At 51.4% G+C, this 26,338-nt stretch carries 23 protein-coding genes and 1 pseudogene; 15 read left to right on the top strand and 9 right to left on the bottom strand.

The features are described 5' to 3' along the window. Window positions 1-123: 123 nt before the first annotated feature. Window positions 124-1,385: pseudogene (locus tag KDD30_RS17340) on the bottom strand (D-amino acid dehydrogenase). Window positions 1,386-1,633: 248 nt separating this feature from the next. Here KDD30_RS17340 and KDD30_RS17335 point away from each other — a divergent pair. Continuing rightward, complete coding sequence (locus tag KDD30_RS17335) at window positions 1,634-2,542, top strand: LysR substrate-binding domain-containing protein (protein WP_211651268.1); 909 nt, start codon at window positions 1,634-1,636, stop codon at window positions 2,540-2,542. Here KDD30_RS17335 and KDD30_RS17330 read toward each other — a convergent pair. After that, window positions 2,532-3,302 carry an ABC transporter permease gene (locus KDD30_RS17330; protein ID WP_211651267.1) on the bottom strand — a complete coding sequence of 257 codons (771 nt, stop codon included), beginning with the start codon at window positions 3,300-3,302 and terminating at the stop codon, window positions 2,532-2,534. The two genes, KDD30_RS17335 and KDD30_RS17330, sit on opposite strands and share 11 nt — an antisense overlap. Continuing rightward, entirely contained in the window at window positions 3,295-3,933 is a 639-nt protein-coding gene (locus KDD30_RS17325; RefSeq protein ID WP_211651266.1) for an ATP-binding cassette domain-containing protein, read from the bottom strand. Before KDD30_RS17325 ends, KDD30_RS17330 begins: the two co-directional genes overlap by 8 nt. A 201-nt stretch (window positions 3,934-4,134) precedes the next feature. Between KDD30_RS17325 and KDD30_RS17320 the strand changes: the two genes are divergently transcribed. From KDD30_RS17320 to KDD30_RS17295, 6 genes are all read left to right on the top strand, one after another. After that, entirely contained in the window at window positions 4,135-6,003 is a 1,869-nt protein-coding gene (locus KDD30_RS17320) for an ABC transporter ATP-binding protein (protein ID WP_211651265.1), read from the top strand. 158 nt (window positions 6,004-6,161) lie between these two features. Further along, on the top strand, window positions 6,162-6,704 hold the full coding sequence (locus KDD30_RS17315; protein ID WP_211651264.1) for a hypothetical protein: 543 nt from the start codon (window positions 6,162-6,164) through the stop codon (window positions 6,702-6,704). A gap of 117 nt (window positions 6,705-6,821) precedes the next feature. Continuing rightward, entirely contained in the window at window positions 6,822-7,865 is a 1,044-nt protein-coding gene (locus tag KDD30_RS17310) for an ATP-binding protein (protein WP_211651263.1), read from the top strand. Further along, entirely contained in the window at window positions 7,862-8,557 is a 696-nt protein-coding gene (locus tag KDD30_RS17305) for a response regulator (protein ID WP_211651262.1), read from the top strand. Before KDD30_RS17310 ends, KDD30_RS17305 begins: the two co-directional genes overlap by 4 nt. A gap of 45 nt (window positions 8,558-8,602) precedes the next feature. Beyond that, window positions 8,603-9,268 (top strand): TrkA family potassium uptake protein, encoded by a 666-nt coding sequence (locus KDD30_RS17300; protein ID WP_211651261.1) that lies wholly within the window; start codon window positions 8,603-8,605, stop codon window positions 9,266-9,268. Window positions 9,269-9,358: 90 nt separating this feature from the next. Then, a complete protein-coding gene (locus tag KDD30_RS17295; protein ID WP_211651260.1) occupies window positions 9,359-10,723 on the top strand; it encodes a TrkH family potassium uptake protein in 1,365 nt (454 codons plus the stop codon). 63 nt (window positions 10,724-10,786) lie between these two features. Here KDD30_RS17295 and KDD30_RS17290 read toward each other — a convergent pair whose 3' ends face one another. Both KDD30_RS17290 and KDD30_RS17285 read right to left on the bottom strand, forming a co-directional pair. Then, complete coding sequence (locus KDD30_RS17290) at window positions 10,787-12,103, bottom strand: cytochrome-c peroxidase (RefSeq protein WP_249199401.1); 1,317 nt, start codon at window positions 12,101-12,103, stop codon at window positions 10,787-10,789. A gap of 188 nt (window positions 12,104-12,291) precedes the next feature. Next, the gene (locus KDD30_RS17285) at window positions 12,292-13,422 is read right to left on the bottom strand and encodes a hypothetical protein (RefSeq protein WP_211651259.1); all 1,131 of its coding nucleotides are present in this window, start codon (window positions 13,420-13,422) and stop codon (window positions 12,292-12,294) included. Between the two features lie 379 nt (window positions 13,423-13,801). Between KDD30_RS17285 and betI the strand changes: the two genes are divergently transcribed. The 7 genes from betI to KDD30_RS17250 all read left to right on the top strand — a co-directional run bounded on the left by betI (window position 13,802) and on the right by KDD30_RS17250 (window position 22,498). Then, complete coding sequence (gene betI, locus KDD30_RS17280; protein ID WP_211651258.1) at window positions 13,802-14,392, top strand: transcriptional regulator BetI; 591 nt, start codon at window positions 13,802-13,804, stop codon at window positions 14,390-14,392. 82 nt (window positions 14,393-14,474) lie between these two features. Beyond that, window positions 14,475-15,935 (top strand): betaine-aldehyde dehydrogenase, encoded by a 1,461-nt coding sequence (betB, locus tag KDD30_RS17275; RefSeq protein WP_211651257.1) that lies wholly within the window; start codon window positions 14,475-14,477, stop codon window positions 15,933-15,935. A gap of 56 nt (window positions 15,936-15,991) precedes the next feature. Further along, entirely contained in the window at window positions 15,992-17,686 is a 1,695-nt protein-coding gene (gene betA, locus KDD30_RS17270) for a choline dehydrogenase (protein ID WP_211651859.1), read from the top strand. 154 nt (window positions 17,687-17,840) lie between these two features. Then, on the top strand, window positions 17,841-18,785 hold the full coding sequence (locus KDD30_RS17265) for a choline ABC transporter substrate-binding protein (protein WP_211651256.1): 945 nt from the start codon (window positions 17,841-17,843) through the stop codon (window positions 18,783-18,785). 70 nt (window positions 18,786-18,855) lie between these two features. Continuing rightward, window positions 18,856-19,704 (top strand): choline ABC transporter permease subunit, encoded by an 849-nt coding sequence (choW, locus tag KDD30_RS17260; RefSeq protein ID WP_211651255.1) that lies wholly within the window; start codon window positions 18,856-18,858, stop codon window positions 19,702-19,704. Between the two features lie 2 nt (window positions 19,705-19,706). Beyond that, window positions 19,707-20,915, top strand: coding sequence for a choline ABC transporter ATP-binding protein (gene choV, locus KDD30_RS17255; protein ID WP_211651254.1), 1,209 nt, complete (start codon window positions 19,707-19,709; stop codon window positions 20,913-20,915). A 560-nt stretch (window positions 20,916-21,475) separates the two neighbouring features. Next, entirely contained in the window at window positions 21,476-22,498 is a 1,023-nt protein-coding gene (locus KDD30_RS17250; protein WP_211651253.1) for a hypothetical protein, read from the top strand. 98 nt (window positions 22,499-22,596) lie between these two features. Here the strand turns inward: KDD30_RS17250 and KDD30_RS17245 are convergent, their stop codons facing one another. Further along, window positions 22,597-22,893 (bottom strand): DUF1330 domain-containing protein, encoded by a 297-nt coding sequence (locus KDD30_RS17245; protein ID WP_211651252.1) that lies wholly within the window; start codon window positions 22,891-22,893, stop codon window positions 22,597-22,599. Window positions 22,894-23,133: 240 nt separating this feature from the next. Next, window positions 23,134-23,388, bottom strand: a complete 255-nt coding sequence (locus KDD30_RS17240) for a hypothetical protein (RefSeq protein WP_211651251.1) — start codon at window positions 23,386-23,388, stop codon at window positions 23,134-23,136. Between the two features lie 274 nt (window positions 23,389-23,662). Between KDD30_RS17240 and KDD30_RS17235 the strand changes: the two genes are divergently transcribed. After that, complete coding sequence (locus KDD30_RS17235) at window positions 23,663-25,303, top strand: GMC family oxidoreductase (protein ID WP_211651250.1); 1,641 nt, start codon at window positions 23,663-23,665, stop codon at window positions 25,301-25,303. A gap of 38 nt (window positions 25,304-25,341) precedes the next feature. Here KDD30_RS17235 and KDD30_RS17230 read toward each other — a convergent pair whose 3' ends face one another. Both KDD30_RS17230 and KDD30_RS17225 read right to left on the bottom strand, forming a co-directional pair. Continuing rightward, window positions 25,342-25,731 carry a VOC family protein gene (locus tag KDD30_RS17230; RefSeq protein ID WP_211651249.1) on the bottom strand — a complete coding sequence of 130 codons (390 nt, stop codon included), beginning with the start codon at window positions 25,729-25,731 and terminating at the stop codon, window positions 25,342-25,344. A gap of 24 nt (window positions 25,732-25,755) precedes the next feature. Next, the gene (locus KDD30_RS17225; protein WP_211651858.1) at window positions 25,756-26,334 is read right to left on the bottom strand and encodes a sugar O-acetyltransferase; all 579 of its coding nucleotides are present in this window, start codon (window positions 26,332-26,334) and stop codon (window positions 25,756-25,758) included. Window positions 26,335-26,338: the final 4 nt, after the last annotated feature.

Raw genomic sequence — 26,338 nt, 5'->3', positions numbered from 1 at the left:
ATCATTCAGGAGATTGATAAGAAAGTATTCTTTCTGGGAATTGGCAGAGGTTCTGCAGGAGAGAATGAGAAGTCGTCTAAGCTGGCCCGGTTGCACTTTGGCAATCAGGCCAGATTCAATCGGTTAGGCAGAGTGCAGATAACGCTGGATCGAGAGACCATCGGTATCGATGTCGGTGTCGCGGCCACTGACGATATCCGCCAGCAGTCGGCCAGAACCGCAGGCCATGGTCCAACCCAGTGTCCCGTGACCTGTATTGGTATACAGATTCTCAAACGGTGTTTGACCAATCACCGGTGTGCCGTCTGGTGTCATCGGACGCAGGCCGGTCCAGTATTCCGCCTGATTGAGGTCCCCCCTTCCGGAAACAGATCACCGACCACCATGGCAATGGTTTCTTTCCGCTGCTCCGACAGATGCAGGTTAAAACCCGCCAGTTCAGCCGTGCCCGCAACCCGGATACGATTGTCGAAACGCGTCATCGCGACCTTATACGTTTCATCAATCACGGTCGATACCGGCGCACCGTCACTGTTTTTCAGCGGCATTGTCAGCGAATAGCCCTTCACCGGATACACAGGTAACTGCATCCCCAAAGTCGCCAGCATCGCTGTCGAGTAACTGCCCATGGCAACCACGTAGGCATCGGCTTTGAATTCACCCCGGTCTGTTTCAACGGCGACAATCCGCTGATTGTCCTGACGTAAGGACTTCACTTGGGTATTGAACTCGAATGTGACACCCGCCTGCTCCGCCAGTGCCGCCAATTGCTGACAGAACTTATAACAATCTCCGGTTTCATCATTCGGTAAACGCAGGCCACCTGCGATTTTTTCCCGCACTTTCACCAGGGCTGGTTCAGCCTGAATACAGCCATTGACGTCCAGTAATTCATACTGAATTCCGCTTTCTTTCAGAACCTGTATATCTTTCCCGACGGCATCCAGCTGGGCCTGTGTTCGCAGCAACTGCAATGTGCCTTGCTGACGACCTTCATAGTGCAGGTTATGTTGCTGACGCAATTCAATGAGAGATGCCCGGCTGTAGTTGGCAACCCGCAGCATCCGGGACTTATTCCGCTGATAGCTTTCATCGTTACAGTTGGCCAGCATTTTGCCCATCCAGCTGTACAAATCAGGTGACAGAGAAGGTTTGATTTTCAGCGGCGCATGCTTCTGGACCAGCCATTTCATCGCTTTGACCGGAATCCCCGGTGCAGCCCAGGGCGAAGAGTAGCCATAGGAAATCTGACCGGCATTGGCGAAGCTGGTTTCTTCCGCACTGCGGGACTGACGATCAATCACTGTTACCTGATGTCCTTGTTGTGCCAGATACCAGGCCGAAGTCAGTCCGACCACACCGCTTCCCAAAACAATCACTTCCATCTCACACACTCTCTTTGTCTGAATTGAACAGGTACAGATACGAAATTGCAGATTGAGGCATTTACATCGGGTTAACAATCGATAAATATTACTGGCAGCCTATAGCTGTGCTATAAGCTCGATCTGAACTCATTAAGCAAGGAAACACCAGACCAGCGCTGTGGTGTCTGCGATCCGTGCTAAGAGAGACGGTCTTTGCAACAAGCCTAGCTGACAGGCACTGCCAGCGCGATGGACTGAGAGAAGAAATGTCTGCTTTGAAAGGAAATATTCTGGCTGCACTGGCTACTTTTGATGTCGCCGCCAAAACACAGAGTTTTACCCAGGCTGCAAGTACCCTGCATGTCACGACGGGAGCTGTCAGCCAGCAAATCCGCTTACTGGAGCAGCAGCTCGGATTCGAACTGTTTCAGCGTCATGCCCGCGGTATCACGCTGACAGAATCAGGTCGTCGCCTGCACCAGGTCGTCGGGCGCAGCCTGTCAGAGATTGCTGAAGTCATCCGTGCGCTGCAACCGGGACGGCAAGCTGAAGGTGAAATCCGGCTGAAGCTGACACCTTCCTTTGCCTTTAAATGGCTGGTGCCCAGACTGCACCATTTTTATACCCAATATCCGGACATCAATGTACAAACCTTTGCGGATGGCGCGCTGGTCGACAGCGAGGATACGGATTGTGATCTGGTGATCGATTACCGCCGCTCTGACGATATCCAGCTCAATCGTCAGACCCGTTTACTCATGGCGGAATCCTTACTGCCGGTCATGAGCCCGGATTATCAGGCTCGGTTCGACTGGCAGGATCCCAAAAGCTGGCAACAAGCCACGCTGCTGCATGATGCCATGCCCTGGCGCAGTGCAGAACGCGATACGGAATGGCGCTATTGGTTTGATGTCATGGGGATTGATGCCGACAGCCGCCGCGGACATTTTTTTAACCGGACCGACATGGCCATGGCTGCAGCCGAAGCCGGACTGGGCGTGGCGATGGCCCGTCAGGCGCTGATTGGTGAAGATGTTCACAAAGGCAAACTGATCTCGCCTTTTGCTCCTTTACCGGCCAATGCCGGGTACTATCTGATCTGTCACCGGCATTCAGCCGCAATTGACTGCTTTATCCGTTGGTTGGAAGAGCAACTCGCGCAAGTCAGAGTTTGAGTCGTCCGTACCGATCAAATGCAAAGCGTCGCATCATCCCAAGGGTGGTCACTGCACTGATTGTCACGGCCACCAGGATGGCAATCATAATCGCCAGCTGATATTTCACAGCCAGCATCGGTTCCGTGCCACCCAGAATCTGACCAGTCATCATCCCGGGCAATGCGACAATGCCCAGCGTACTCATACTGGCCAGTTGGGGCGTCAGAGCCGCACGCACCGCTTCCCGCTGAAAAGGCTGCACCGGATAGGGTGCACCCAGCGCCAGATAAAATTGATATTCATTATTTTTTTCTTTCAGGCTGGTGTACCAACGCTCAAGCGCCAGCACATTGGCGGTCAGAGCGTTCCCCAGAATCATCCCGGCGACAGGGATCAGATATTGCGCCTGCCACCAGGGGTCAGCCTGAATCAGCCCCATCAGCATGGCTGGCAACACCACAATCAGGCTGGCCACCAGCCCGGTGCTCACGGCCAGAGTCGCGCTGCCCAAAGGCAACCCTGCCCGTTTACAGATACTCAAACTGGCCACCAGCACCATGAGACTCAGCCAGAGAAGGTTGAAACCGAGATGCTCAAAACTGAACAACACCTGCAGATAAACACCCACCACAGCCAGTTGCAGGGTCATCCGGAGCACAGACACAACAGCAGATTGCGTCAGCCCCAGTTGCCACCGGGAGAACAAGCCGAGCGGCACCAGCAGCAACAAATAAAACCCGGCAAGCGCCAGATGAGTGATCGCCACAGCGCTATTCATGGTGCTTCCCCATTTCTCTGTGTTGGTCAGCCCTCTCAATCCAGGCCGCATCATGCGACACCGAAACACAGGTCATCTGCTGACGATGCAACGCTGCCATCACCTTTTCACGACTCCTGTGATCCAGTGCCGAGGTCGGTTCATCCATCAGCCAGATTGGGCGGGACATCAGCAAAGCCCGTGCAATCGCGACCCGCTGTTGTTCTCCACCGGAAAGTTCGGAGACCTGTTTGTTCAGATCATGCGGCAGATCCAGCACAGCAAGCATTTCCAGGCAGGTCTCCTCTTTCGGCACACTGCCATTCGCAGCCCGGAGCCGCCAGGGCAATCGCAGCGCTTCCCCTAAGGATTCAGCGCCCATGACAGGCGCCTGAGGTAAATAACAGCACTGTTGCCGCCACCAGATCAGGTTCGCCGGTTCTATCCGGCTCCCCTGCCACGAAAAATGTCCGGATTCCGGTGGTATTAATCCAGCCAGAACTTTCAGGGCACTTGATTTCCCGGCGCCAGAGCGCCCGGACAGCACCAGATGTTCACCGGCCTGTAAACTCACATCCAGACAACTTTCAGGATGAGACTCCATCCCGGATCGCAGAGATACTATCTGTAATTGCATTGCTTGCTGTGTCATTTGTTATGCCATTCATTTTGCATTCATCAAATGGGTGCATCATTATTATCAAATTCTGATAAAATATTTCGGTTCATTCTGTCACAAAAATATCTCTCACGAAGAACAAACCATGAGAGCCTGACGGATAATCTTTTGCCTTCATACGGTTATTCCTATCAGTTACACCTGCTCCACCTGTATACATGGAATCAATAATTTATGTTCAAATTTTTTGAGAAACTCACGGCGCCATTCCCGCAAGAGACGCCACAGCAGCCGCCAGGCAGCCTATTGGCGTTTTGCCGCTTTTATACACGCGGTTTCGGTTGGCCATTGCTGGCGATGTCTGTTCTGAGCGCCTGTATAGCGATCGTGGAAGTCACACTTTTAGGCTTTATGGGTCAGTTAGTTGATTTACTGGCCCAGCATTCCCCAGACACCTTTCTTGCCGAAGAAAGTGGCAAGCTCTGGATGATGGGTCTGCTGATTGTGGTTGTCATCCCTTTTCTGGCATTCACGCATTCAATGATTATGCACCAGACTCTGCTTGGGAATTATCCTATGTCGATTCGCTGGCTGGCGCACCGCTACCTGCTGCGCCAGAGCGTGTCTTTCTATCAGGATGACTTTGCTGGTCGTTTAGCCACCAAAGTCATGCAGACGTCACTGGCTGTTCGTGAAACCGTGATGAAACTGGTCGATGTATTGGTTTATATCAGTGTTTATTTCACCGCCATGATTGTCATGATGGGGAGTGCCGACTTTATTCTGATGCTGCCTATTTTGGTCTGGCTGATGGCCTATATCGGCATCCAGTTCTATTTCGTTCCGAAAATGAAAGCCATCGCGACCGAGCAGGCAGATGCACGCTCTATGATGACGGGCCGGATTGTCGACAGCTACACCAACATCACCACGGTGAAGCTCTTTGCACACACCAACCGTGAAACTGAGTACGCTGAAGAGAGCATGCAAGGCTTTCTGGATACGGTGTACCGCCAGATGCGGCTGGCCACGAAATTTATTCTGAGCGTTGATGCAATCAACTACCTGCTGCTGTTTGTGATCGCAACGGTCTCGATTGGTTTGTGGATGAACAGCGCTGTCACGGTCGGTGTCATTGCCGTTGCAATCAGTATCGCGTTGCGCGTTCAGGGCATGTCGAAATGGATCATGTGGGAAATTGGCGCGTTGTTTGAGAACCTGGGGACGGTTGTTGACGGGATGAAGACCCTGTCGAAGCCAATCTCGATTGAAGACAAAACCAACGCGGAACCTCTGAATGTACTTCAGGGTGGCATTGAGTTTGACAACATCAGCTTCCACTATGGCGAAAAAGACAAAGGCGTCATCGAGCAACTCAATCTGCACATCAAACCGGGTGAAAAAGTCGGTGTGGTGGGTCGTTCCGGTGCGGGTAAATCCACGCTGGTGAACCTGCTGCTGCGTTTCCATGATCTCGAGTCTGGCGCCATTCGCATTGACGGCCAGAACATTGCCGATGTCACGCAGGACTCTCTGCGCAGCAATATCGGTATGATCACGCAGGACACTTCGCTGTTGCACCGTTCGATCCGTGAAAACATCCTGTACGGAAAACCGGATGCTTCAGAGGAAGAACTGCTGGCAGCAACGCGTCAGGCCCATGCACATGAGTTTATCGCAACGCTGACCGACCCACATGGCAACGCAGGTTACGATGCTCAGGTTGGTGAACGCGGGGTGAAACTTTCCGGGGGTCAGCGTCAGCGCATCGCAATTTCCCGTGTACTGCTGAAAGACGCGCCGATTCTGGTCATGGACGAAGCCACTTCAGCACTGGATTCTGAAGTTGAAGCCGCGATTCAGGAAAGCCTGTATCAGCTGATGGAAGGCAAAACAGTCATCGCGATTGCGCACCGCCTGTCCACGATTGCCGCGATGGACCGCTTGATCGTGATCGACAATGGCCAGATCGTCGAACAAGGCAGTCATCAGGAACTGCTTGGCCAGAATGGCATTTACGCCCACCTGTGGGCGCACCAGACCGGTGGCTTCATCGGCTGCGATCTGGAAGAGACTCCGCACGAAGAAGTCATGGCAAAATAATCAGCCAGGACCAAACATCACAGCCAGCCTCCGGGCTGGCTGTTTTATTTCTGAATGATAAATTGTCCGCAACATCACCTTTTCACTTCTGCCATGATGCATGACGAGTCCAAATTCGTATCGAAACCATGGAATCTGTGTGATGGAAACTTAATGTCATGTTCATGCGCCTCTTCAACAAGTTATTCAAACCTGCACATTACAGGACCGAGACATCATGCTCGCCGCTGACGCTGGATTTTGCTTGCAGCTATCCGAAAGTGACATTATCTGAGTCGTTCAACAGGCAGGCTTACAATCTGCTATTTCTGATGGACTGGGCGCAGTTTCCCCATTTCAAAGCAATCCTACAGACGCATTATCCTCAGATCTCTGTCTGCATCACCGGAGAAGTCCAGAAAGGCCCCGAGCATACAATTTTCAGGATGTGTTTACGGGATGAATTCGGGGGGTGCTTTGTTCATCTGATCGCCGACGATCATGCTTTCATCGATACCGTTCTGGCTACTGGTTTCACACCGCCAAAACCGATGATTTCATTTCCTGATCTCAACCCGGACGAGTACGGCAGTTTACAGGGCGACCTTGATTATTGGTTCAGTTGGCTGTGGATGCCTTACTGGACATCACTGACATCAGATGAAAAAGCCAACCTGGACTTACCTCCTGACTGGCAGGAATTTGTTGAATTCAGGTCTTAAATCAGCGCCTACACACCGTCAAAACGGCTTACCCAAAAAATGACGCTTTTTTTACGCCCTTCCTGCCCGATTTTTCGGTAAAGTGACACCAGATGATTGATATTAACCTGTATTCTTATGCGTCTTTATCGAAACCAAGATTATTCCTTTCCAGTCAGACAAGCGCTGTTGCCTGTTGCTGTCATGGCAGTTGCCGTCAGCGCCGCCTATGGCCTGAGCGCCCTTAACATCACACAAGCCGGTATCTTACTGATCCTGCAACTCGGTGTCGTCATTGTCGCCCTGAGTTCAACCCGGTTCGCATCCCTGCTGGCAGGACTCATTGGCGCTTTGTGCTTTAACTACTTTTTTACGGCGCCCAGATTTTCCCTGCAAATGTTTAACGCTGCCGACATCTTCAACCTGATGGTTTTCCTGATGATCGCCGTATTGACCAGCCATCTGGCCATTCAGTATCGCCATCAAAAGCAAGCCTTGGCACAGGCGGAAATGCGCAGCCGGATTTTGTTGTCTGTATCGCATGATCTGCGCACACCGCTGGCTGGCATCATCGGCAATCTGAGCACCCTGCAGGAATATCAGTCCCGTCTTCCTGCTGAAGACCAGGATGAGTTACTGCAATCGGCCATGACAGAAAGTCACCGGTTACACCGTTATATTGAAAACCTGCTGCAGGCCACCAAACTGCAGCAAGGCAAGCTTCAGCTCAACACCCAATTGCAATCGATCCTGCCTGTGCTGGGCTCCCTGATTGATCGCGTAAATCCAGAGCGAATTCAGCTCCGGGCGGCAACACCGCTGCCTGAGGTCAGTATTCAGCATGCGCTGATGGAGCAAGCCATTCATAATATTCTCGACAATGCCCTGAAATATGCTTTGCCGGACACGCCGATTACCGTCACGGTAGGTCATAACCAGCAAGCTTTACGCATTGAAATTCACAATCAGGGTCCAGTAATTTCCGATCAGGATCGCGATCGGGCCTTTGAACTGTTCTTTTCCTCCCGCAAAGGCGATCAGGGCGACGGCGGCACCGGGTTAGGGCTGACAGTCAGTCAGGGCATTATTCAGGCGCATCAGGGCGACATTCAGATGCAGCCCACCGACACGGGCTGCACCGTGTGTATTTCTCTTCCCGTTTTGCGAGGAACCCCATCATGAGTGCACGCATTTTAGTGATTGATGACGAACCCGAGATTCAGCGCTTTATCCGAATTTCCCTGAATGCTGAAGGGTTTAATTATGCAGGCGCAGGAAACGCGGCAGACGGGCTCAACGCCATGAAGACATTCCAGCCAGCTCTCATCATTCTGGATCTGGGGCTCCCGGATCAGGATGGATATACCCTGCTGAAAAAACTGAGAATGTTCAGCAATCTCCCGGTTCTGGTCCTGACGGCCCGTGACGAAGAAGACGAGATGATCAAACTATTGGAAGCTGGAGCCAATGATTATCTGAGCAAGCCGTTCAGTATTCGGGCCCTGATGGTTCGAATCAAAGTGCTATTACGAGATTTCAGCGCTTTACAGCCTGCAGCTATCGCCAGACAGTACAGATTTCAGGACCTGTGTATTGATACCCAAAGTCATCAGGTCTTGCTGCATGATCAACCTGTCGCGCTGTCCAAAAAAGAGTTTAAGCTGCTCGCTTTACTCGCACAGCAGCCGGGGCATTTAGTGACTCAAAAAACATTGCTGATCGAAATCTGGGGAAAAACCCATGCAGAAGACACGCATTATTTAAGAAACTTTGTCAGTCATTTACGAAAGAAACTCAATGACAATGCAGACAATCCTAAATATATCCAAACAGAACCCGGAATTGGTTATCGGTTTTTATTACCACCAGAATAAATCATTTTTTTAATCCACACCTACAATCTGTTCAAGAGAAAAACTATGGCACATTTTACCGTGATCGGTCTCGGTCGCTTCGGCGTGGCCGCAAGTTTAGAATTGATTCATTTAGGTCATACCGTCATCGGTATTGATCGCAATGAGAAAATTGCTGAAAAATATGTTTCAGACCTCACGCAAACCGTCATTTGTGACGCCACAGATGAAAATGCGTTAAGAGAGCTGAATTTAGGTAATAGCGACGCTGTTCTCGTCGCGATTGGTCAGGATATGGAAGCCAGCCTGCTCTGCACACTCTGCCTCAAAAAGCTGGGCGTGAAGGAGCTCTGGGTGAAAGCCAACACAGCTGCACATCATGCCATTGTGTCCAAACTGGGCGTTTCCCGAATTATTCATCCTGAAGAAGAAATGGGGATTCGGGTTGCACAGGCTTTGCATTATCCGATGATGAATAATTATCTGTCTTTAGGCCACGATCAATATATCGTTGAAGTCCATATTCATCAGAAACACCAGGTCTTTACACTGGGTGAATTAATGCACGGATTCGATCAAAAAATAAATCCGCTCCTCATTAAGCGCGGAAAAGAAAATATCACCGCCTTTCACGACAATATGACCTTAGTGGAAAAAGATATTCTTTTACTCAGCGGTCACCGGCAAGCATTAGCTGCATTGGCACCCAGACTCTACCCACATTATCTGTAATCTGAATCTGTCGATTCAAATGAAGGTGCTTCTTTAAACGCAGTTTCATGTCAAGCCTGTTCTGCAGGCTTCTGTTCAAGGATTAACATTATGATTCAATGGCATCCTGCTGTTTCGCCACTGGCACGAAAACCCAAGGCAGCCCGCAAAATTCAGGCAGCCCCGCCTTTCATTCTTTCAGGCTGTTTTTTATTTCTGATTCTGGCGGGCACACTCCTTTTAAAACTTCCCATCGCCACCACAGCACCAATCGGCTGGCTTCAAAGTTTATTTACAGCGACATCAGCGGTCACCGTCACCGGGCTGGTTGTTGTGGACACCGGCAGTGCCTTTACCCTGTTCGGCCAGATCGTGATCGCACTGCTCATTCAGCTCGGCGGATTGGGCATCATGACATTCGCCGTCGTTACCCTCATTACACTAGGCGGAAAAATCGGGTTTCTTCAACAAAACATTGCCAAAGAAGCGTTTAACCAGACGGATACCTCGATGCTGGTGGCAACGGCAAAATCTGTGCTGATTTTTGCGTTCACGGTCGAAGCGATGGGCATGGTGATCCTCGCGTTCCACTGGCAGCCTGAACTGGGCTGGCCGACGGCGCTGTTCCATGGTTTTTTCTACACCATTTCCGCATTCAACAACGCCGGATTTGCGCTGCATCCGGACAGCCTGATGCCTTATGTGGGGGATCGGGTGGTGAATCTGACCATCACCGGGCTTTTCATCACCGGCGGCCTTGGTTTTGCAGTCTGGATGGATCTCTGGCGACAGCGGCGCTGGCACCGTTTGTCGCTGTACAGCCGGTTAATGATCAGCGGAACTGTGATGATCAATTTACTGGCACTGCTGGCAATCTACCTGATCGAGCGGGACAATCCGGCAACACTGGCACCTCTTTCTGATTCTGCGCAATGGCTGGCAGCCTGGTTTCAGGCCGTGACACCAAGAACCGCCGGATTTAATACGCTGCCGATTGATCAGCTCGAAGATGCAACCACAGTGCTGATGCTGCTGCTGATGTTCATTGGCGGCGGCTCGCTGAGCACAGCCAGCGGCATTAAAGTCGTCACTTTTATCGTCCTGCTGGTTGCCACGGTTCAGTTTCTGAAGCGACAGGATGTGATGAACCTTGGCCAGCGCCAGATTCAGCCGAAAACCGTTCAGAAAGCACTGGCGCTGACCCTGATTTCCTGTGCTGCCGTCTGGTTCTCCATCTTTCTGCTGATGCTGACCGAAGACGCGCCATTTCTGGATGTCGTTTTTGAAGCCGTATCCGCGCTGGGCACCGTCGGGTTATCCAGAGGACTGACCGGGGCACTGTCACCGGCAGGCGAATGCATCATCATTTTCATGATGTTCGCAGGAAGGCTTGGCCCGTTAACCCTCGCCTATCTGCTCGCCAGCCCCAAAAGCAGCCACATCCGCTACCCCTCGGCCACGCTGGCAATTGGTTAATCCATCAGAACAGTCCCCCTGATTGTCGGAGGACTGTTTTTTACAGCGCAGCGCCGTTCTTCTTTAAGGCGCTGTTTCCCCAGCCTCAGATTCATCCGGCGTCGTGGGCGGGAAAGGGTCGCTGAAGATCGGATTACTCAGGAAGCCCTCATCGGTCAGGGTTTCCAGAAATGCGACCAACGCCTCTTTGTCTGCCTGCGTCAGATTCATCCGGACCGGGCGTCCGGTGCGGTCTCGGAGATCCGGGCTAAGATTATTGTGGTTCTTCACTCCGCTATTATAAAACTCGATCACAGACATCAAATCCGGCAGGTTCCCATCGTGAAAGAACGGTGCACCCACAGCAATATTCCGCAGTGAGCCGGTTTTGAAGAAACCTGCCAGATTACCGCCGACCCCCTGATCCGGGTCGTTATTGGAGACCGAACCATTGTTATGATTTCTGTCCATCACAAATGCCATGGTGGTGTGGCAACTAGTGCAATTCAAATCTTCAAATAAAACCAAGCCCCGTTGTTCCTGTGCGCTGAGTACAGGGTTGGGATCATTATTCAGTTCAGCCTGCACGGCCTGATCAAACTTAGATTCATAGCTCACCATCGACCGCATGAATTGCGCCATTGCCAGCGCCATTCTCTGGCTGGTGATTGCTTCATCGCCGAAGGCGTCAGTAAACAGCTGGCCGTAAAAACTGGTCAGTCCCAGTTTGGTTTCCAGATCGAACAGGTTCATGCCCATTTCAACCGGGTCCTGAATCGGCATCAGAGCTTGTTCTTCCAACGTCGCTGCCCGTTCATCCCAGAAAAAACGCCCTGGATCGTAATATCGGGCATTACTGAGCCCCATGGAGTTCCGGCCCGTATGCCCACCTTCAAAGCCAACGCTCAATTGTGCCGGGTCGGTAAAGCCATGCTCCTGCTGATGACAAGAAGCGCATGACTTGGTGTTATTTGCCGATAGCCGCACATCATAAAACAGAATGCGGCCCAGTTTTGCCACCGGATTGCGCAGCTCGTTGTCCCGTGGTGTATTGTCTTCTGTTGCCACACTACGAAAACGAATGTTCTGAAAACCAGTGCTGGAAATCGAAGTGTAATAATCAGGCTGTCCCGCAACATAGCCTTCATAATCCGGACTTGTTTCTGTATCCGGTAAAGGTAAGCCATCAATATCCACTCTGGGCTCCGGAACCGGTTCCGGATCAGGGTCCGGTGTTGGCTCTTCACCACCGGGAGGCGGATTTCCCGGGTTATCTCCAACGGGATCACCGGGAGTAGAAGGTGATGGCGTATCGCTTCCTGCCACGGGATCGTCATCATCATTACAGCCGCCCAGCATTGTCAACGCCAATGCCATCAAAAAGACATGTGAGTATTTCATGGTTACACCCCTGCCAACCACTGCGTTCTGATTATTCGTCGAGGAAATAAGGGCAATACCGCTTGTGCGCCTAATGAAAACAGTAGCAGGGGTTGGTCTCGGGCGTTTTCTGATTATTAAGACAACAATACCCGACAGGATCGCCGGGTTTTGAAGATTTTTAAGCAGGACTTGTCAGTTTTTTGGGATTAAAACCCCGTCTCTGGCAATGCCGGAAACTCGGATAATCCATACGCAGCGCGTGTGTCATAGAAGGTGTTTTCCGACACATAATCCGCTTTATCCACAGGGGCACTGCCCACGATCTCGTTCTGGCTGACACTCAGTTCGAACCCACCAGCCGCAGGGAGTGCCAGCAGCTGACTTCCGGCAGGACGGTCTAAAATGATGACATTATTGCTGAGTGTGACACGATTGCTCTGAGTGGCGTCATACGCCGCTTCCAATCCAAAACCAATCAATTGTCGGTTTGCTGAATTTGGCCCCTGCTCCAGCACGCTGTCGCGAATCACAAGCTCGCCGCCATTCGGCGCATCGACCAACCGGCTGTCATCACCGCTCAGCGACGCAATTTCACTGTATTCAATCAGCGTATATTTCGCGCGGCTCTTGATTTCATGCCCTTGATCTTTCGAACTGTAAAATCGGCTGTAGCGAATCGTCAGGCTGTCATTATTACTGTAAACCGCATGAGCACGGCCCGCTTTTCCTAAACGCTCAAAAACACTATGTTCAATGGTCAGACTACCGGTACCTGAAGCCGACAAAACGCCTTGTTCGCTGTCATGAAAATACACCTGTGACAACACCAGATCCCGACCTTGTTGCCGGACACAGGCACCGTTTTGATCGGGCACACTCACCTGACTGCATTCGATATTTTCAATCCTGACGCCATGTCCGTTTACGATAAAGGTCGCTTTGCCCATCAGTTGCGCCCCTTTAAAATGGGTCTCGCCACTCCCGATGACAGTCACATTATCCGGCTGGATTTTCAAACCACGGCTGTAAACACCATTGCCAATCACCACCTGGCTGCCAGCCAGAATGGCCGCTTCGGCAGATGCCAGATCGGTGTATACCTGGCCATCCACTTCAATCGTATTGTCGCTGACCGAATTCTCAACCGGGACCGGGCCCGTGCCGTCTCCCGTTGATGGAAATGCGCTTTCACTCCCTGAATCATTCTCTTGGGCCGCAGAATCTCGTTCCTGTAACTGATTTTTGTCTGAGGCTTCACTGCCTCCGCCGCAACCAGACAGCCCAAAAAACACAAGGAGGGCCGCGGCTGATTTCCAGCATGATCGTTGATGACTCATCTTCGCACCATTGTTGAGCAGCAAAAAAGAGCATGCATTGTCAAAAATGGACAACCCAAAATTGTCAACATGAGGTCAAAACTATTCAATCTTTCCAACATTAGGAACAAAGTTAGTGATTTTTAAGGATTTTACAGACATGAGAATTCCCTTAAAAACACGAAAGATTTGACTGCAAAACGAATTCCTTTGTCATTCATATTTTGAAATCATGCACCACATGAATAAAACCGCAAAAACAACAACTTAAAATAAAATCCAAGCCAAACTCATTACACGACCAAACATTACAACCCTAAACATTTTTTGACTTTAATCAATTCCTATGCCATCTTGTTTTTAATTAAACGTTCAATCAAAAAAGAATTGGTGACTGTTCATGCCCAAAGTTGGAATGCCGGAAATCCGAAAACCACAGCTTGTGGAAGCCACCATGGCCGCCATCGATGAGGTGGGGCTGGCAGGTGCAAGTGTGGCGCTGATCAGCAGAAAAGCCGGCGTATCCCCAGGCATCATCAACCATTACTTTGGCGGTAAACACGGCTTGCTGGAAGAAACCATGCGGTCCGTCTTGCGTCAGTTATCCCACACCGTGATGGAACACTTGTCTCAGGTAGAGCCATCCGATATTCAGGGACGAATCAAAGCCATTGTCGCCGGAAACTTCGACGGCTATCAGGTGGACAGCAAAGTGGTCAAAACCTGGTTGTCTTTCTGGGCACAAGCCATGCACGACCCGCAATTACACCGCCTGCAACGCGTGAATGAAAAGCGCCTGCTCTCGCATTTAAGGCGCGAACTCAAGCAGGTCCTGCCCGCCGAAAAAGCACTGTTTGTCGCGCAGGGAACCGCAGCACTCATTGATGGAATCTGGCTTCGGGGCGCACTCACTCCGGGTGGCATCAGCGCAGAGCAGGCTCAAGCCATCATTACCGATTATCTGGAAAAGCAGCTGGCGCCCTATTTGTAAGACCCGCGCTTTCCACACACACAATTTCAATCTTGGGGCTGATGAAACCGTATCAGCCACGACACAGGAGCACAGTAGCAGTATGACAATGACATCCCTGTACATTCACGGACAAGCTACGCAAGCCACTTCAGGTGAGCAGTTCGAAACCCGCAATCCAGCGACCGGCGAAGTGATCGCCCAGATGGGTCAGGCAGCTGAGGCAGACATGGCCCGTGCCATTGCCTCGGCCAAAGAAGGTTTCGCGATCTGGTCTGCCATGAGCGGTGCGGAACGTGGCCGGATCCTGATGAAAGCGGTGGCTTTACTGCGGGAACGTAACGATGAATTAGCAGCGCTTGAAGTGCAGGACACGGGCAAGCCAATGCAGGAAGCGCTGGAAGTCGACATTGTTACTGGTGCGGATGTGATTGAATATTATGCCGGTCTGGCAGCCAGTCTTTCGGGTCAGCAACAGGATCTCGGCCACGGTCAGTTTTTCTATACCCGTCGTGAACCGCTGGGCATTTGTGCCGGTATCGGTGCCTGGAACTACCCGATTCAAATCGCAATGTGGAAATCTGCCCCTGCGCTGGCAGCCGGGAATGCCATGATTTTCAAACCGTCTGAAGAAACCCCGCTGACCGCCCTGAAACTGGCGGAAATCTACACCGAGGCTGGTGTGCCGGATGGCGTGTTTAACGTGGTACAGGGCGATTACCGTGTCGGTCAGATGCTGTCCCGTCATCCTGAAATCGCCAAAGTTTCCTTTACCGGCGAATGCGGCACCGGCAAAAAGGTCATGGCTGATGCCGCCGGTACCCTGAAAGATGTCACCATGGAACTGGGCGGAAAATCGCCGCTGATCGTCTTTGACGATGCACAGCTGGATAACGCAGTTTCCGCAGCCATGATGGCAAATTTTTACACTCAGGGCGAAGTGTGTACTCACGGCACCCGAGTTTTCGTCCACGATGCCGTTTACGACGAGTTTCTCAATCGTCTGACAATGCGAACGGCCAAGCTGAAAGTCGGCGATCCGAGCGACATCAATACCCAAATCGGCGCTCTGATCTCTACCGAGCATCTGGAAAAAGTGCTGGGCTTTATTGAAGCCGGAAAACAGTCGGGGGCTCGTTTGCTGGCTGGTGGCCACCGCGTCACAGAAAACGGGCTGGACAAAGGCAACTTCGTTGCGCCGACCATTTTTGCGGACTGCACCGATGACATGCCACAAGTCAGAGAAGAAATTTTTGGCCCAGTGATGTCAGTGCTGCGTTTCCATGAGGAAGACGAAGTGATTCGTCGTGCCAACGACACCGATTACGGACTGGCAGCGGGTATTTTTACCCAGAATCTGTCACGCGCCCACCGCCTGATTGCTCAGATTGAAGCCGGGATTTGCTGGATCAATACCTGGGGTGGCTCTCCTGCTGAAATGCCGGTAGGTGGGTACAAGCACTCAGGCGTCGGTCGCGAAAACGGTCTGGAAACCCTGAATCATTACACTCAGACCAAGAGCGTGCTGATCGAACTGGGTGATCTTGAATGCCCTTACCTGTAACCACTTATCTGGACAAAGCACGCCAAGCCAAAGAGAACAGACGTAAAGGGAACGCCATGAAGCAAGAATTTGATTACATCATTGTCGGTGCCGGTTCAGCAGGTTGTGTGCTGGCCGATCGCCTGACCGAAAGCGGCGCGCATCAGGTGCTGCTGCTGGAAGCCGGTGGCAGCGACAAGAGCATTTTCATTCAGATGCCAACGGCGCTGTCGTACCCGATGAACAGCGATAAGTATGCCTGGCAGTTTGAAACCCAGCCTGAAACCGGCCTCGACGGACGCCAGTTGCATTGTCCGCGCGGAAAAGTCCTGGGTGGCAGCTCGTCCATCAACGGTATGGTGTACGTTCGCGGCCACGCCTGCGACTTTGATGAATGGGAAGCCCACGGTGCGACCGGCTGGAGCTACCGCGACTGTCTGCCTTACTTCCGCCGGGCTGAAAACTGGAAAGGCGGCGAAGATGCCTACCGGGGCGACCGGGGGCCGGTTGCCACCTGCAACGGAAACGATATGGCGCTGAACCCGCTGTATCAGGCTTTTATTGATGCAGGCCAGCAGGCTGGTTACCCGGCAACGGACGATTACAACGGCTATCAGCAGGAAGGTTTCGGCCCGATGCACATGACCGTCGACAACGGTGTCCGGGCTTCAACCTCCAATGCTTACCTGCGCCGTGCCATGAAGCGCAGCAATTTAACGGTACTGACTGGTGTCCTGAGCCGGAAAGTCCTGCTGGAAGGCAAACAGGCCACCGGAATCGAATTTGAGCGTGGCGGAAAAGTCCAGTCAGCGACAGCACGCAAAGAGGTCATCTTATCTGCCGGTTCTGTCGGTTCGCCGCAATTACTGCAACTGTCCGGCATTGGTCCGAAAGCGGTACTGGAAGATGCCGGTATCCCGGTTCAGCATGAGCTGCCGGGCGTGGGCGAAAACCTGCAGGATCACCTGGAAGTCTATTTCCAGTATGAATGTAAAGCACCGGTCACGTTGAACAGCAAACTGGGCCTGATCAGCAAAGGCTTGATCGGCACCCGCTGGATTCTGTTCAAAGACGGCCTGGGCGCAACCAACCACTTTGAATCCTGTGCCTTTATTCGCTCCCGCGCGGGTCTGAAGTGGCCGAATGTGCAGTATCACTTCCTGCCCGCCGCAATGCGTTACGACGGTCAGGCCGCGTTCGACGGTCATGGATTTCAGGTCCATGTCGGCCCGAACAAGCCAGAGAGCCGCGGCCGGATCTGGGTGACTTCTGCCGATCCGAAAGCCAAACCGGGCATTGAATTCAACTACATCAGCACCGAACAGGATAAGCAGGACTGGCGCGATACCATCCGCCTGACCCGTGAGATTCTGACCCAACCAGCCATGTCTGCCTATCGCGGACAAGAGATCCAGCCGGGTGAAGCGATTCAGAGTGATGAAGCCATTGACGCCTGGGTTCGCGAGAATGTCGAGAGTGCCTATCACCCGTCCTGCACCTGCAAAATGGGCAGCGACGACGATGTCATGGCCGTGCTGAACAGTGACTGTCAGGTCCGCGGTATCAACAACCTGCGCGTGGTGGACTCATCCGTATTCCCCACGATCCCGAACGGCAACCTGAACGCACCCACCATCATGGTGGCCGAAAAGGCCGCCGATAAAATTCTGGGCAAACCCGCCCTGCCTGCAGCTCATGTCCCCGTCTGGATCGCAGACAACTGGCAGGAAGCACAGCGCAGTAAAGCGCCTGAAACCGCTGACATAAGCTAACGCGACAGCTATCAGAACATACACCTTTCGTGGTGGTGAACTTCACCACCACCGGGCCGGCTCACCCCTGATTTCAGGAACGGCCAGCTCTTACGATGCACGCCTCACCAGAACACGAGGCTGAACCACAAACGAAATGGATAAAGGACAAGTCATGACGACAATGAAGAAGACCCTCAAGTACACTGCAATCGCAACACTTCTGGCTGCTGGCGCTCAGCCAGTGATGGCAGCACAGTGCGACACTGTACGTTTCTCTGATGTTGGCTGGACCGACATTACCGCCACCACAGCCGTGACCAGCGAAGTCCTGAAAGGTCTGGGCTACACAACCAAAACACAGCTGCTGTCTGTCCCGGTCACCTACTCTTCCATGGCCAATGGCGACATCGACGTCTTTCTCGGCAACTGGATGCCAACCATGGAAGGCGATATCGCGAAGTACCGTGACAACGGCACGGTCGAAACCATCCGTGCCAACCTTGAAGGCGCAAAATATACCCTGGCCGTGCCGAAATATGTTTACGACGCAGGGGTCCGCAGCTTTGCCGATCTGGCGAAATTCGAAGATAAATTCCGTGGCCGTATCTACGGCATTGAGCCGGGGAATGACGGCAACCGTCTGATTCAGGACATGATCGACCAGAATGCTTTCGGTCTGGAAGAATTCCGTCTGGTGGAATCAAGTGAAGCTGGCATGGTTTCTCAGGTCAAACGCGCCGTGAACCGCGAGCAGTGGGTGGTCTTCCTGGGCTGGGCACCGCACCCGATGAACAACAACTTTGATCTGGAATACCTGTCCGGCGGTGACGACTTCTTCGGTCCGAACTACGGCGGTGCCAGTGTTTACACCAATGTCCGCAAAGACTACATGAAAACCTGTCCGAACGTCGGCCAGTTGCTGCAAAACCTCACCTTCAGCCTGGAGATGGAAAACGAGCTGATGGGTGACATTCTCAACGAACAGAAAAAACCAGCCGCTGCGGCAAAAGCCTGGTTGCAAGCACATCCGGAAGTGCTGGATCAGTGGCTGAAAAACGTGAAGTCCGTTGATGGCAGCAACGGCACTGAATCCGTGAAGCAATACCTGAATATTTAATCCTATTTTGCGGGCATCGGTCTGCCGGTGCCCGCAACTGCTTTTGTTGTACCCCTTTTAAGGAGTTAATGTGAATTTTATTACCGATCATAAGATCCCACTGGGTGAATGGATGGCAAACCTAGTCGACTGGCTGACTTACAATGCGGCCGGCTTTTTCGACGCCATCTCCTACAGCCTGGAATCTCTGATCATGATGCTGGTCGATGTCTTCAAGTGGATGCCACCCGCAGTGCCGATTCTGATGACCGCTGCACTGGCCTGGGCGCTGCATCGCAGCTTCTCTCTGGCCGCTTTTGTGGTCGCCGCCCTGCTGCTGATTCTGAATCTGGGTTACTGGCCGGAAATGCTGGAAACCTTCGTGCTGGTGCTCACTGCCACCTCAATTTCGGTGTTGGTTGGCGTGCCGATTGGGATCATGGCAGCGCACCGCCCCTGGCTGTACACCCTGATGCGCCCGATTCTGGATCTGATGCAGACGATTCCAACCTTTGTGTATCTGATCCCAACCCTGGTGCTGTTTGGCCTGGGCGTGGTCCCCGGGCTCATCTCCACCATTATTTTTGCCATTGCTGCTCCGATTCGACTGACCTATCTGGGGATCAGCCGCGTGCCGGAAGAACTGCTGGAAGCAGGTCAGGCCTTCGGTGCAACCCGCTCCAAATTGCTGTTCAAAGTAGAACTGCCGGCGGCAATGCCAAACATCATGGCAGGGATAACCCAATGTATCATGCTGTCTCTGTCGATGGTGGTCATCGCTGCACTGGTAGGTGCTGATGGTCTGGGTAAACCTGTCATTCGGGCGCTGAATACCGTGAACATCTCGCAGGGCTTTGAGGCCGGTCTGGCCATTGTTCTGGTCGCTATTATTCTCGACCGCCTGTGTAAAACCCCAGCCAGCAAAAACCAGGAGGGCTAATCATGACTGCCATTCGAATTGAAAATTTAGACGTGATCTTCGGTAAAAATACCGAGCAGTCACTGGCATTGCTGGATCAGGGCAAAAGCCGTCAGGAAATTATTGATGAAACCGGCGATGTCGTTGGCGTGAACAAAGTCAGCCTGGATGTGGCACAGGGTGAAATCTGTGTGCTGATGGGCTTATCGGGCTCCGGTAAGTCCAGCCTGCTGCGCGCCATCAACGGCCTGAACCCGGTATCGCGCGGTAAACTGGAAGTACAGGATGGCGACAGCATGGTGGATCTGGCTTCCTGTGATGCCAACACCCTGCGCCATATGCGCACCGAACGGATTTCCATGGTGTTCCAGAAATTTGCACTGATGCCCTGGCTGACCGTGCTCGACAATGCTGCTTTTGGGTTGGAAATGCAGGGAATCAGCAAATCAGAACGCCGTCGCCGGGCCATGGAAAAACTGGAGATGGTTGGTCTGGCTGAATGGAAAGACAAATTCCCGCACGAACTGTCTGGCGGGATGCAGCAGCGGGTCGGTCTGGCCCGTGCGTTTACAATGGACAGCGACATCCTGCTGATGGATGAACCGTTTTCGGCACTGGATCCATTGATCCGCAGTCAGCTTCAGGATGAGTTGCTGGAACTTCAGCGCAAACTCAACAAGACCATTGTCTTTGTCAGCCACGATCTCGACGAAGCGCTGAAAATCGGTAACAACATCGCGATCATGGAATCCGGTGAACTGATTCAGCATGGGAAACCGGAAGACATCGTCCTCAAGCCCAATACACAGTACGTGAAAGACTTTGTCGCCCATACCAATCCGCTGAACGTGCTCCGTGGCCGCTCGCTGATGACGCCAACCAGCGAGCTGGAAAGCCTGGAAGACATGCTGATTCTGAATCGCCATGAAGGCACACGTCTGAACACCAATGATGCGGGAGAAGTATTAGCGGCTCGCCGTCAGGAACAGGATCTGGCGCTGCAACTCTGGCAGCAGGGCGATGAACTCGACCACCTGTCTCAAACAGATATCGTGACAGCCAGCCCGGACATCTCCATGCGGGATGCGCTGGAAATCCGCTATCGCACGGGTCAGCCCGTGCTGCTGACCGAACGCAATGGCAGCGATAAACACACCTTAGTTGGCGTCCTGTCTGACCAGGACTTTTACCACGCATTGCTCGGGAAGCACTTTGAGGCGAAAGTGGCTTAAGCCCATCGTCCCAAAGGTATTCGTTCAACTGACTCAATAAACACTGAGAACATGCTGGCTCTGTATGAGCCAGCATTAAAACAATACACCGACTTTCCTCACAGTCAATGTTGAAACATCATGTAACAACAGCTTCAAATTGAGTTCGGTTTCCCAACTAGTAAAACTCATCTCATCATTACCGCCACCACAAATATGAATAAGTATTCAAAAAACTTCGCTATTCACCGCTGAAATACTATATCTATCACCAATGAAGTTTGACAAATCCTAATCATTTCAGACAATTAAACTGATGCATCAATCAATTAAGTGCAACAATATCATCATTGATAATAGAACAAATCTACATATGGCATAATTCATCATACTTCAGTGCAAATTATTTCAGTTGAAAACTCAAAAAACTGTATTAAGTTATCAAACCATCTAATTTAATTTCAGAATAAAACACATATCCAGAAAATATAATCCACCTAATCATAATTTCACCAAATTTGAAACCGGTGTCATTTACAGAAACGCCATATTTTTTGTCATCCCCCAAAGAGGAATCAACAATGAGTAATAAAACGCTAACCCTGAAGTTGGACGAATTGATTTGCAACAAAGCGACCGGAGAATCAGGACACGACGAAATTTACATGAAAATATGGGTTGATGACGACTATTGGGGAACCTGGCCATCCAACGCTGATGAAAGTAATACATTCGATATGAATGACAGCGATGATAAATATAAAAAAGTCAGTCTTGATCTGCTCTTGGAATATGGTGATTACGTAAAAATAGAATTGAGAGAGCAAGACAAAGAAGGCAACCCGGATAAAGATGAAGTCATTGGCCAAAATTATATCTATACAGACTCAGTCCAGTATGCTGATACCAGCACGCATAACAGCAACTTCACCGGTGAAAATGCGAATTATGATCTCAATTGGAGAATACTCTCTCAAAAAATCCCTTCATTGCGTGTCTTAGGGGTATATTGCCAAAAAAGTTCCAGTAACTGTAATCAAGCATTGATTGATGATATTTCAGGTGCAGCTTCAGACGTCGCAAGTGCTGCAAGCGAAATTATTGGTCAAGCAAAAACACCAAAAGCGGAAGTCATTTCAGAAGCATTTGCCATCGCATCAGATGTCATCCTTGCCGTTGCCAGCCTCGCCGAATGGCTTGCCAATACGATTGAAGGAGACGACGATGTGTATTTACAGGAAACCTGGGATGGCCAACAATCCACTGATGGTGCAGGGTTCTGCCCTGGAAATGGTCAGGTGATAAAATTGAATGATGACGAGGAATTCATCTTTATGCCTGAGTATCACAATTACTTCCGATTTCCTCTGGACAATGGCCCAGTCACCATTGAGATACGTGAGCAAGATAAATTAAAGCATGACATCAGTTTGGGTGCTTTTACAATCGACATGAATGACTATCAGAACTTAGTCAACCAAGGTGCAACCGTTATGGTACTCACAAAGTATCAAGACAGAAATGGCGGTCAAGGTGCTATCTATCATATCTGTTACAGCTGTGCCCTGGAAGACTGGTCGCTCCCTGCCAACCAGGATGCGTGATACATCAATAAACATTCAATCCTGATGAAACACACTCAGGACAATCTAAGGCGGTTTCCTCCTCTTCAGAGGAGGGCCCGCCAAACATCATGCTCGATTCACAGTCCATAACTCGCAATCAGTGTGACATGACGGACTGATGGCGAAAAAAATTGCGCTTTCACCTTCTGGTACGCTGGGTCATTGAAAAAGGCGGTCTTCTGATGCTCATCCGGGAACTGAATGGTAAACACGCGATTGATTGGCTCAGGCGTTTGGGCGATCAGCACTTCTGAAACCTGAAAATCATATCCAAAACGACCACCATATGAAGACAAAATCGGAAGCATTTCCTGACGATATTGCTTGTACCCATCCTCATCCGAGATATCCATACCCAATAACATTTCGTACATCAGCACATTCCTCTTGATCGCGGATCGCTTCTCCATCGGCAGATCCATAAAAAGCATTTGTCTACGACAAAGATAGTTGCATCAGCAACAATCGGGAAGATGTGTGATTCAAGCCTGTGAAAGCATGGGCAAAAAGAAATCATTCGGTAGGGGTTGACGGAAATGGCCCTGCGCAATGCAGACAACGGCCAGATCAGGAAACGATTCGATCAGGGAAGTATTCCCTGTCCGTTGAATGAATTAATAACGATCGAGTTCTGGATTAGAAACCAACCTTCCCCAGAATGTAAACAGTCCGACTCCCGCACGAATCCGTTCCGCGATAATGGTCCCAACCACAAGCCCAATGGCAGAAAAAGACAGCACAATCTGTAAGTTCAGATCATCCAGTAACAAACAAACCGGACCTGCCAGTAATACGCCAAACAAAGCAGGGAAAAACGCGATCATGAGCCAGAGCGTACAGGCAACAAAACCAGACACAATTTTCAACACAGTGACATCCTTATTCACGTGATGTTCAAATGACGACAAGGACGATCCTAATCCCCAATGCATGATGTTGCACTGAAGAAGGAGAATAAGTGTTAAGAATTGTGATCCGGTGCAAAAGCAAGCGTTTACGTGTAAATAAATGATTTTGAATGGGTTATTTGTCATCCCCATGAAATATTCTGCAAAACATCTGTGAAGGCACTTTTTTGTTGCTCCCTGTCATCCATAATGCAAAGACTTTGTTAAATTTGGACATTCGTGCAAGGAGGCAACATTGAATACGCATTATGACTTTATCGTTATCGGCGCCGGATCTGCGGGCTGCGTGCTTGCCAACCGCTTATCTGAAAGTGGCCAATATTCCGTATTGGTGCTTGAAGCGGGTCCATCGGATCGGACGCCACTGGTCAGTACGCCCGCCGCATTTGCCTGCTTTATGTTCTCGAAAAAATATAACTGGGCTTACAACGCGACCTCAGACCCTGCGCTTCGCCACGGGCAACCGGTCTTTGTACCTCGGGGGAAAACGCTGGGCGGCAGCTCATCCGTGAATGCCATGCTCTATGTCCGGGGACAGAAAGAAGATTATGATCATTGGGCATCGCTGGGGAATCAGGGCTGGGGATATCAGGACCTATTGCCCTACTTCAAGAAAGCAGAAAGCAATGAACGCGGCAGCTGTGACTATCATGGCGACAGCGGCCCTTTGCACGTGAGTGATCCCCAACCGCAATTTCCTGTGATGAGTACCTTCATTCAGGCCAGTCTGGAAGCAGGTTTCCCCTTCAACCCGGATTTTAACGGCGAAACTCAGGAAGGTGTCGGATTTTATCAATGCACCATCAAGGCGGGTCAACGATGTGGTGCTGCCCGCGCCTATTTACATCCGGCCATGGCCCGCAAAAACCTGACGGTGCTGACGGGTGCGCTGGTGAAGAAAATCATCATTCAGGATCATCAGGCCGTCGCTGTCACCTTCCTGCATCAAGGCCAAACGCATACCATCCATGCAAACCAGGAAATTCTTCTCAGTGGTGGCGCAATCAACTCCCCGCAATTGCTCATGCTCTCCGGCATTGGCGATCAGGCGCATCTGGCTCAGCATGGCATTCCCTGTCTGCACCACCTGCCCGGCGTCGGACAGAATTTACAAGAGCATGTCGATGCCTGCGTGCTGGTGAAAAGCCGGAAAAAAGATGGCGTGACCACATCGTTCAGCGGCCTGATGAAGATGGTGCCTGAAGTCGTGAAATATATCCGACGAAAAGAAGGGAAACTCTCAAGCCCCGTGTCAGAAGCGGGCGGCTTTCTGAAATCACGCGACGACCTGGACCGCCCGGATATCCAATTACATATGCTGCCCGCCCTGTTCGACGACAGCGGTCGCGACCTCAAACTTATGTCACAGCATGGTTACGCCTGTCATGTCTGTGTTCTGCGCCCGAAAAGCAGCGGTTCAGTAACGCTCCATTCCACCGATCCCACGGCAGCGCCCGTGATTGATTTTAATTTCTTCTCGCACGATGAAGACAAACAGGTCTTAATTGACGGAATCCGACAGCTTCGCAAAATTCTGGCGGCGCCAGCGTTTGATGACTACCGGGCAGAAGAACTGAGCCCGGGCACAGACGCCGAATCCGACGAGGCCATCTTCGAGCAAATCAAACAACGGATCGGCCTGGTCTTTCACCCGGTGGGCACCTGTAAAATGGGGCATGACGACATGGCCGTGGTTGACTCAGAACTGAAAGTTCACGGTATCAGAAACTTACGGGTTGTGGACGCATCAATCATGCCGACACTCATCAGCGGCAACACCAATGCGCCAACCATTGCAATCGCTGAAAAAGCCGCGGACCTGATCTGCAATCCCGTCAGCATACGCGACACTGACCCTGAAATCGCGACGGCTTAGGATCCACCCAATCGGCCAGTTGCGTCTGGCCGATTAACTCACGGCAGATTAATTTGCCAGGACACACCAAACCTGTCGTTCAACCAGCCGAAACGCTGGCTGAAACCATAATTTTCAGCAGGCATCAGCGCATGACCACCTTCAGATAAAGCGGCATAAACACGCTCAAATTCCTCGATGGACTCACAATCCACAAATACCGACATGGCTGGCGTAAACGTGAACTGATGCGTCACAAAGGAGTCAATCGCCATAAACTCCCGGCCTGCAAGGGTGAAAACAGCAACCCGGATTTTTCCCGCGGCATCCCCGTCTTCATAACGATCAATCGACTTGATCTCAGAAAACTCGAATAAGCGGGTATAAAGATTGATCGCCTCTTCGGCATCACCTTCAAACATCAGATGTGTTCGGACCGCTGTAACCATCGCTATGGCTCCTCTTCAGATCAATCAGTCCGCAGAAACAGCAACGGATTCAGAGGGTGTAATGCTTCGTAAAACCCGACACGGGTTTCCGGCAGCAACACTGTTGTCCGGGATATCTTTCGTGACCACACTGCCCGCACCAATCACGCAATTATCACCGATGCGAATGCCCGGCAAGACACTGACATTTCCCCCAAGCCACACATTGTCGCCAATTGAAATGGGCGCGCCATCTTCTGCTTGCAGGCGTTCCATCGGATCAATCGGATGTGTCGCCGCAGAAATCATCACATTCGGGCCGATAAACGCATTCTTCCCAATGCGTACCGGGCAAACATCCAGAATCGTCAGATTGTGGTTGGAATAGAAATTGTCTCCCAGCGTGATGTTGTAACCATAGTCGCAGTAGAAAGAGGGTTCCATGTGCGCATCGCCCTGGAATTGAACCTGCGTTGCTAAAATCGCCATCCGCGCTTCCATATCCCCCGGATCCGCCAGATTAAAACGGTGACACATCAATTTTGCGGCCTTGCGATCCGCAATCAAGGCTTCATCCCGGGCGTTATAAGGCAGCCCAGCCATCATTTTTTCTCTTTCTGTCATCGAT

This window comes from Photobacterium sp. GJ3 (assembly GCF_018199995.1).
In the GTDB taxonomy this organism is placed as follows: Bacteria; Pseudomonadota; Gammaproteobacteria; order Enterobacterales; family Vibrionaceae; genus Photobacterium.
The sequence above is the reverse complement of the archived record's forward strand: the minus strand, read 5'-3'. Positions and strand labels throughout refer to the sequence as shown.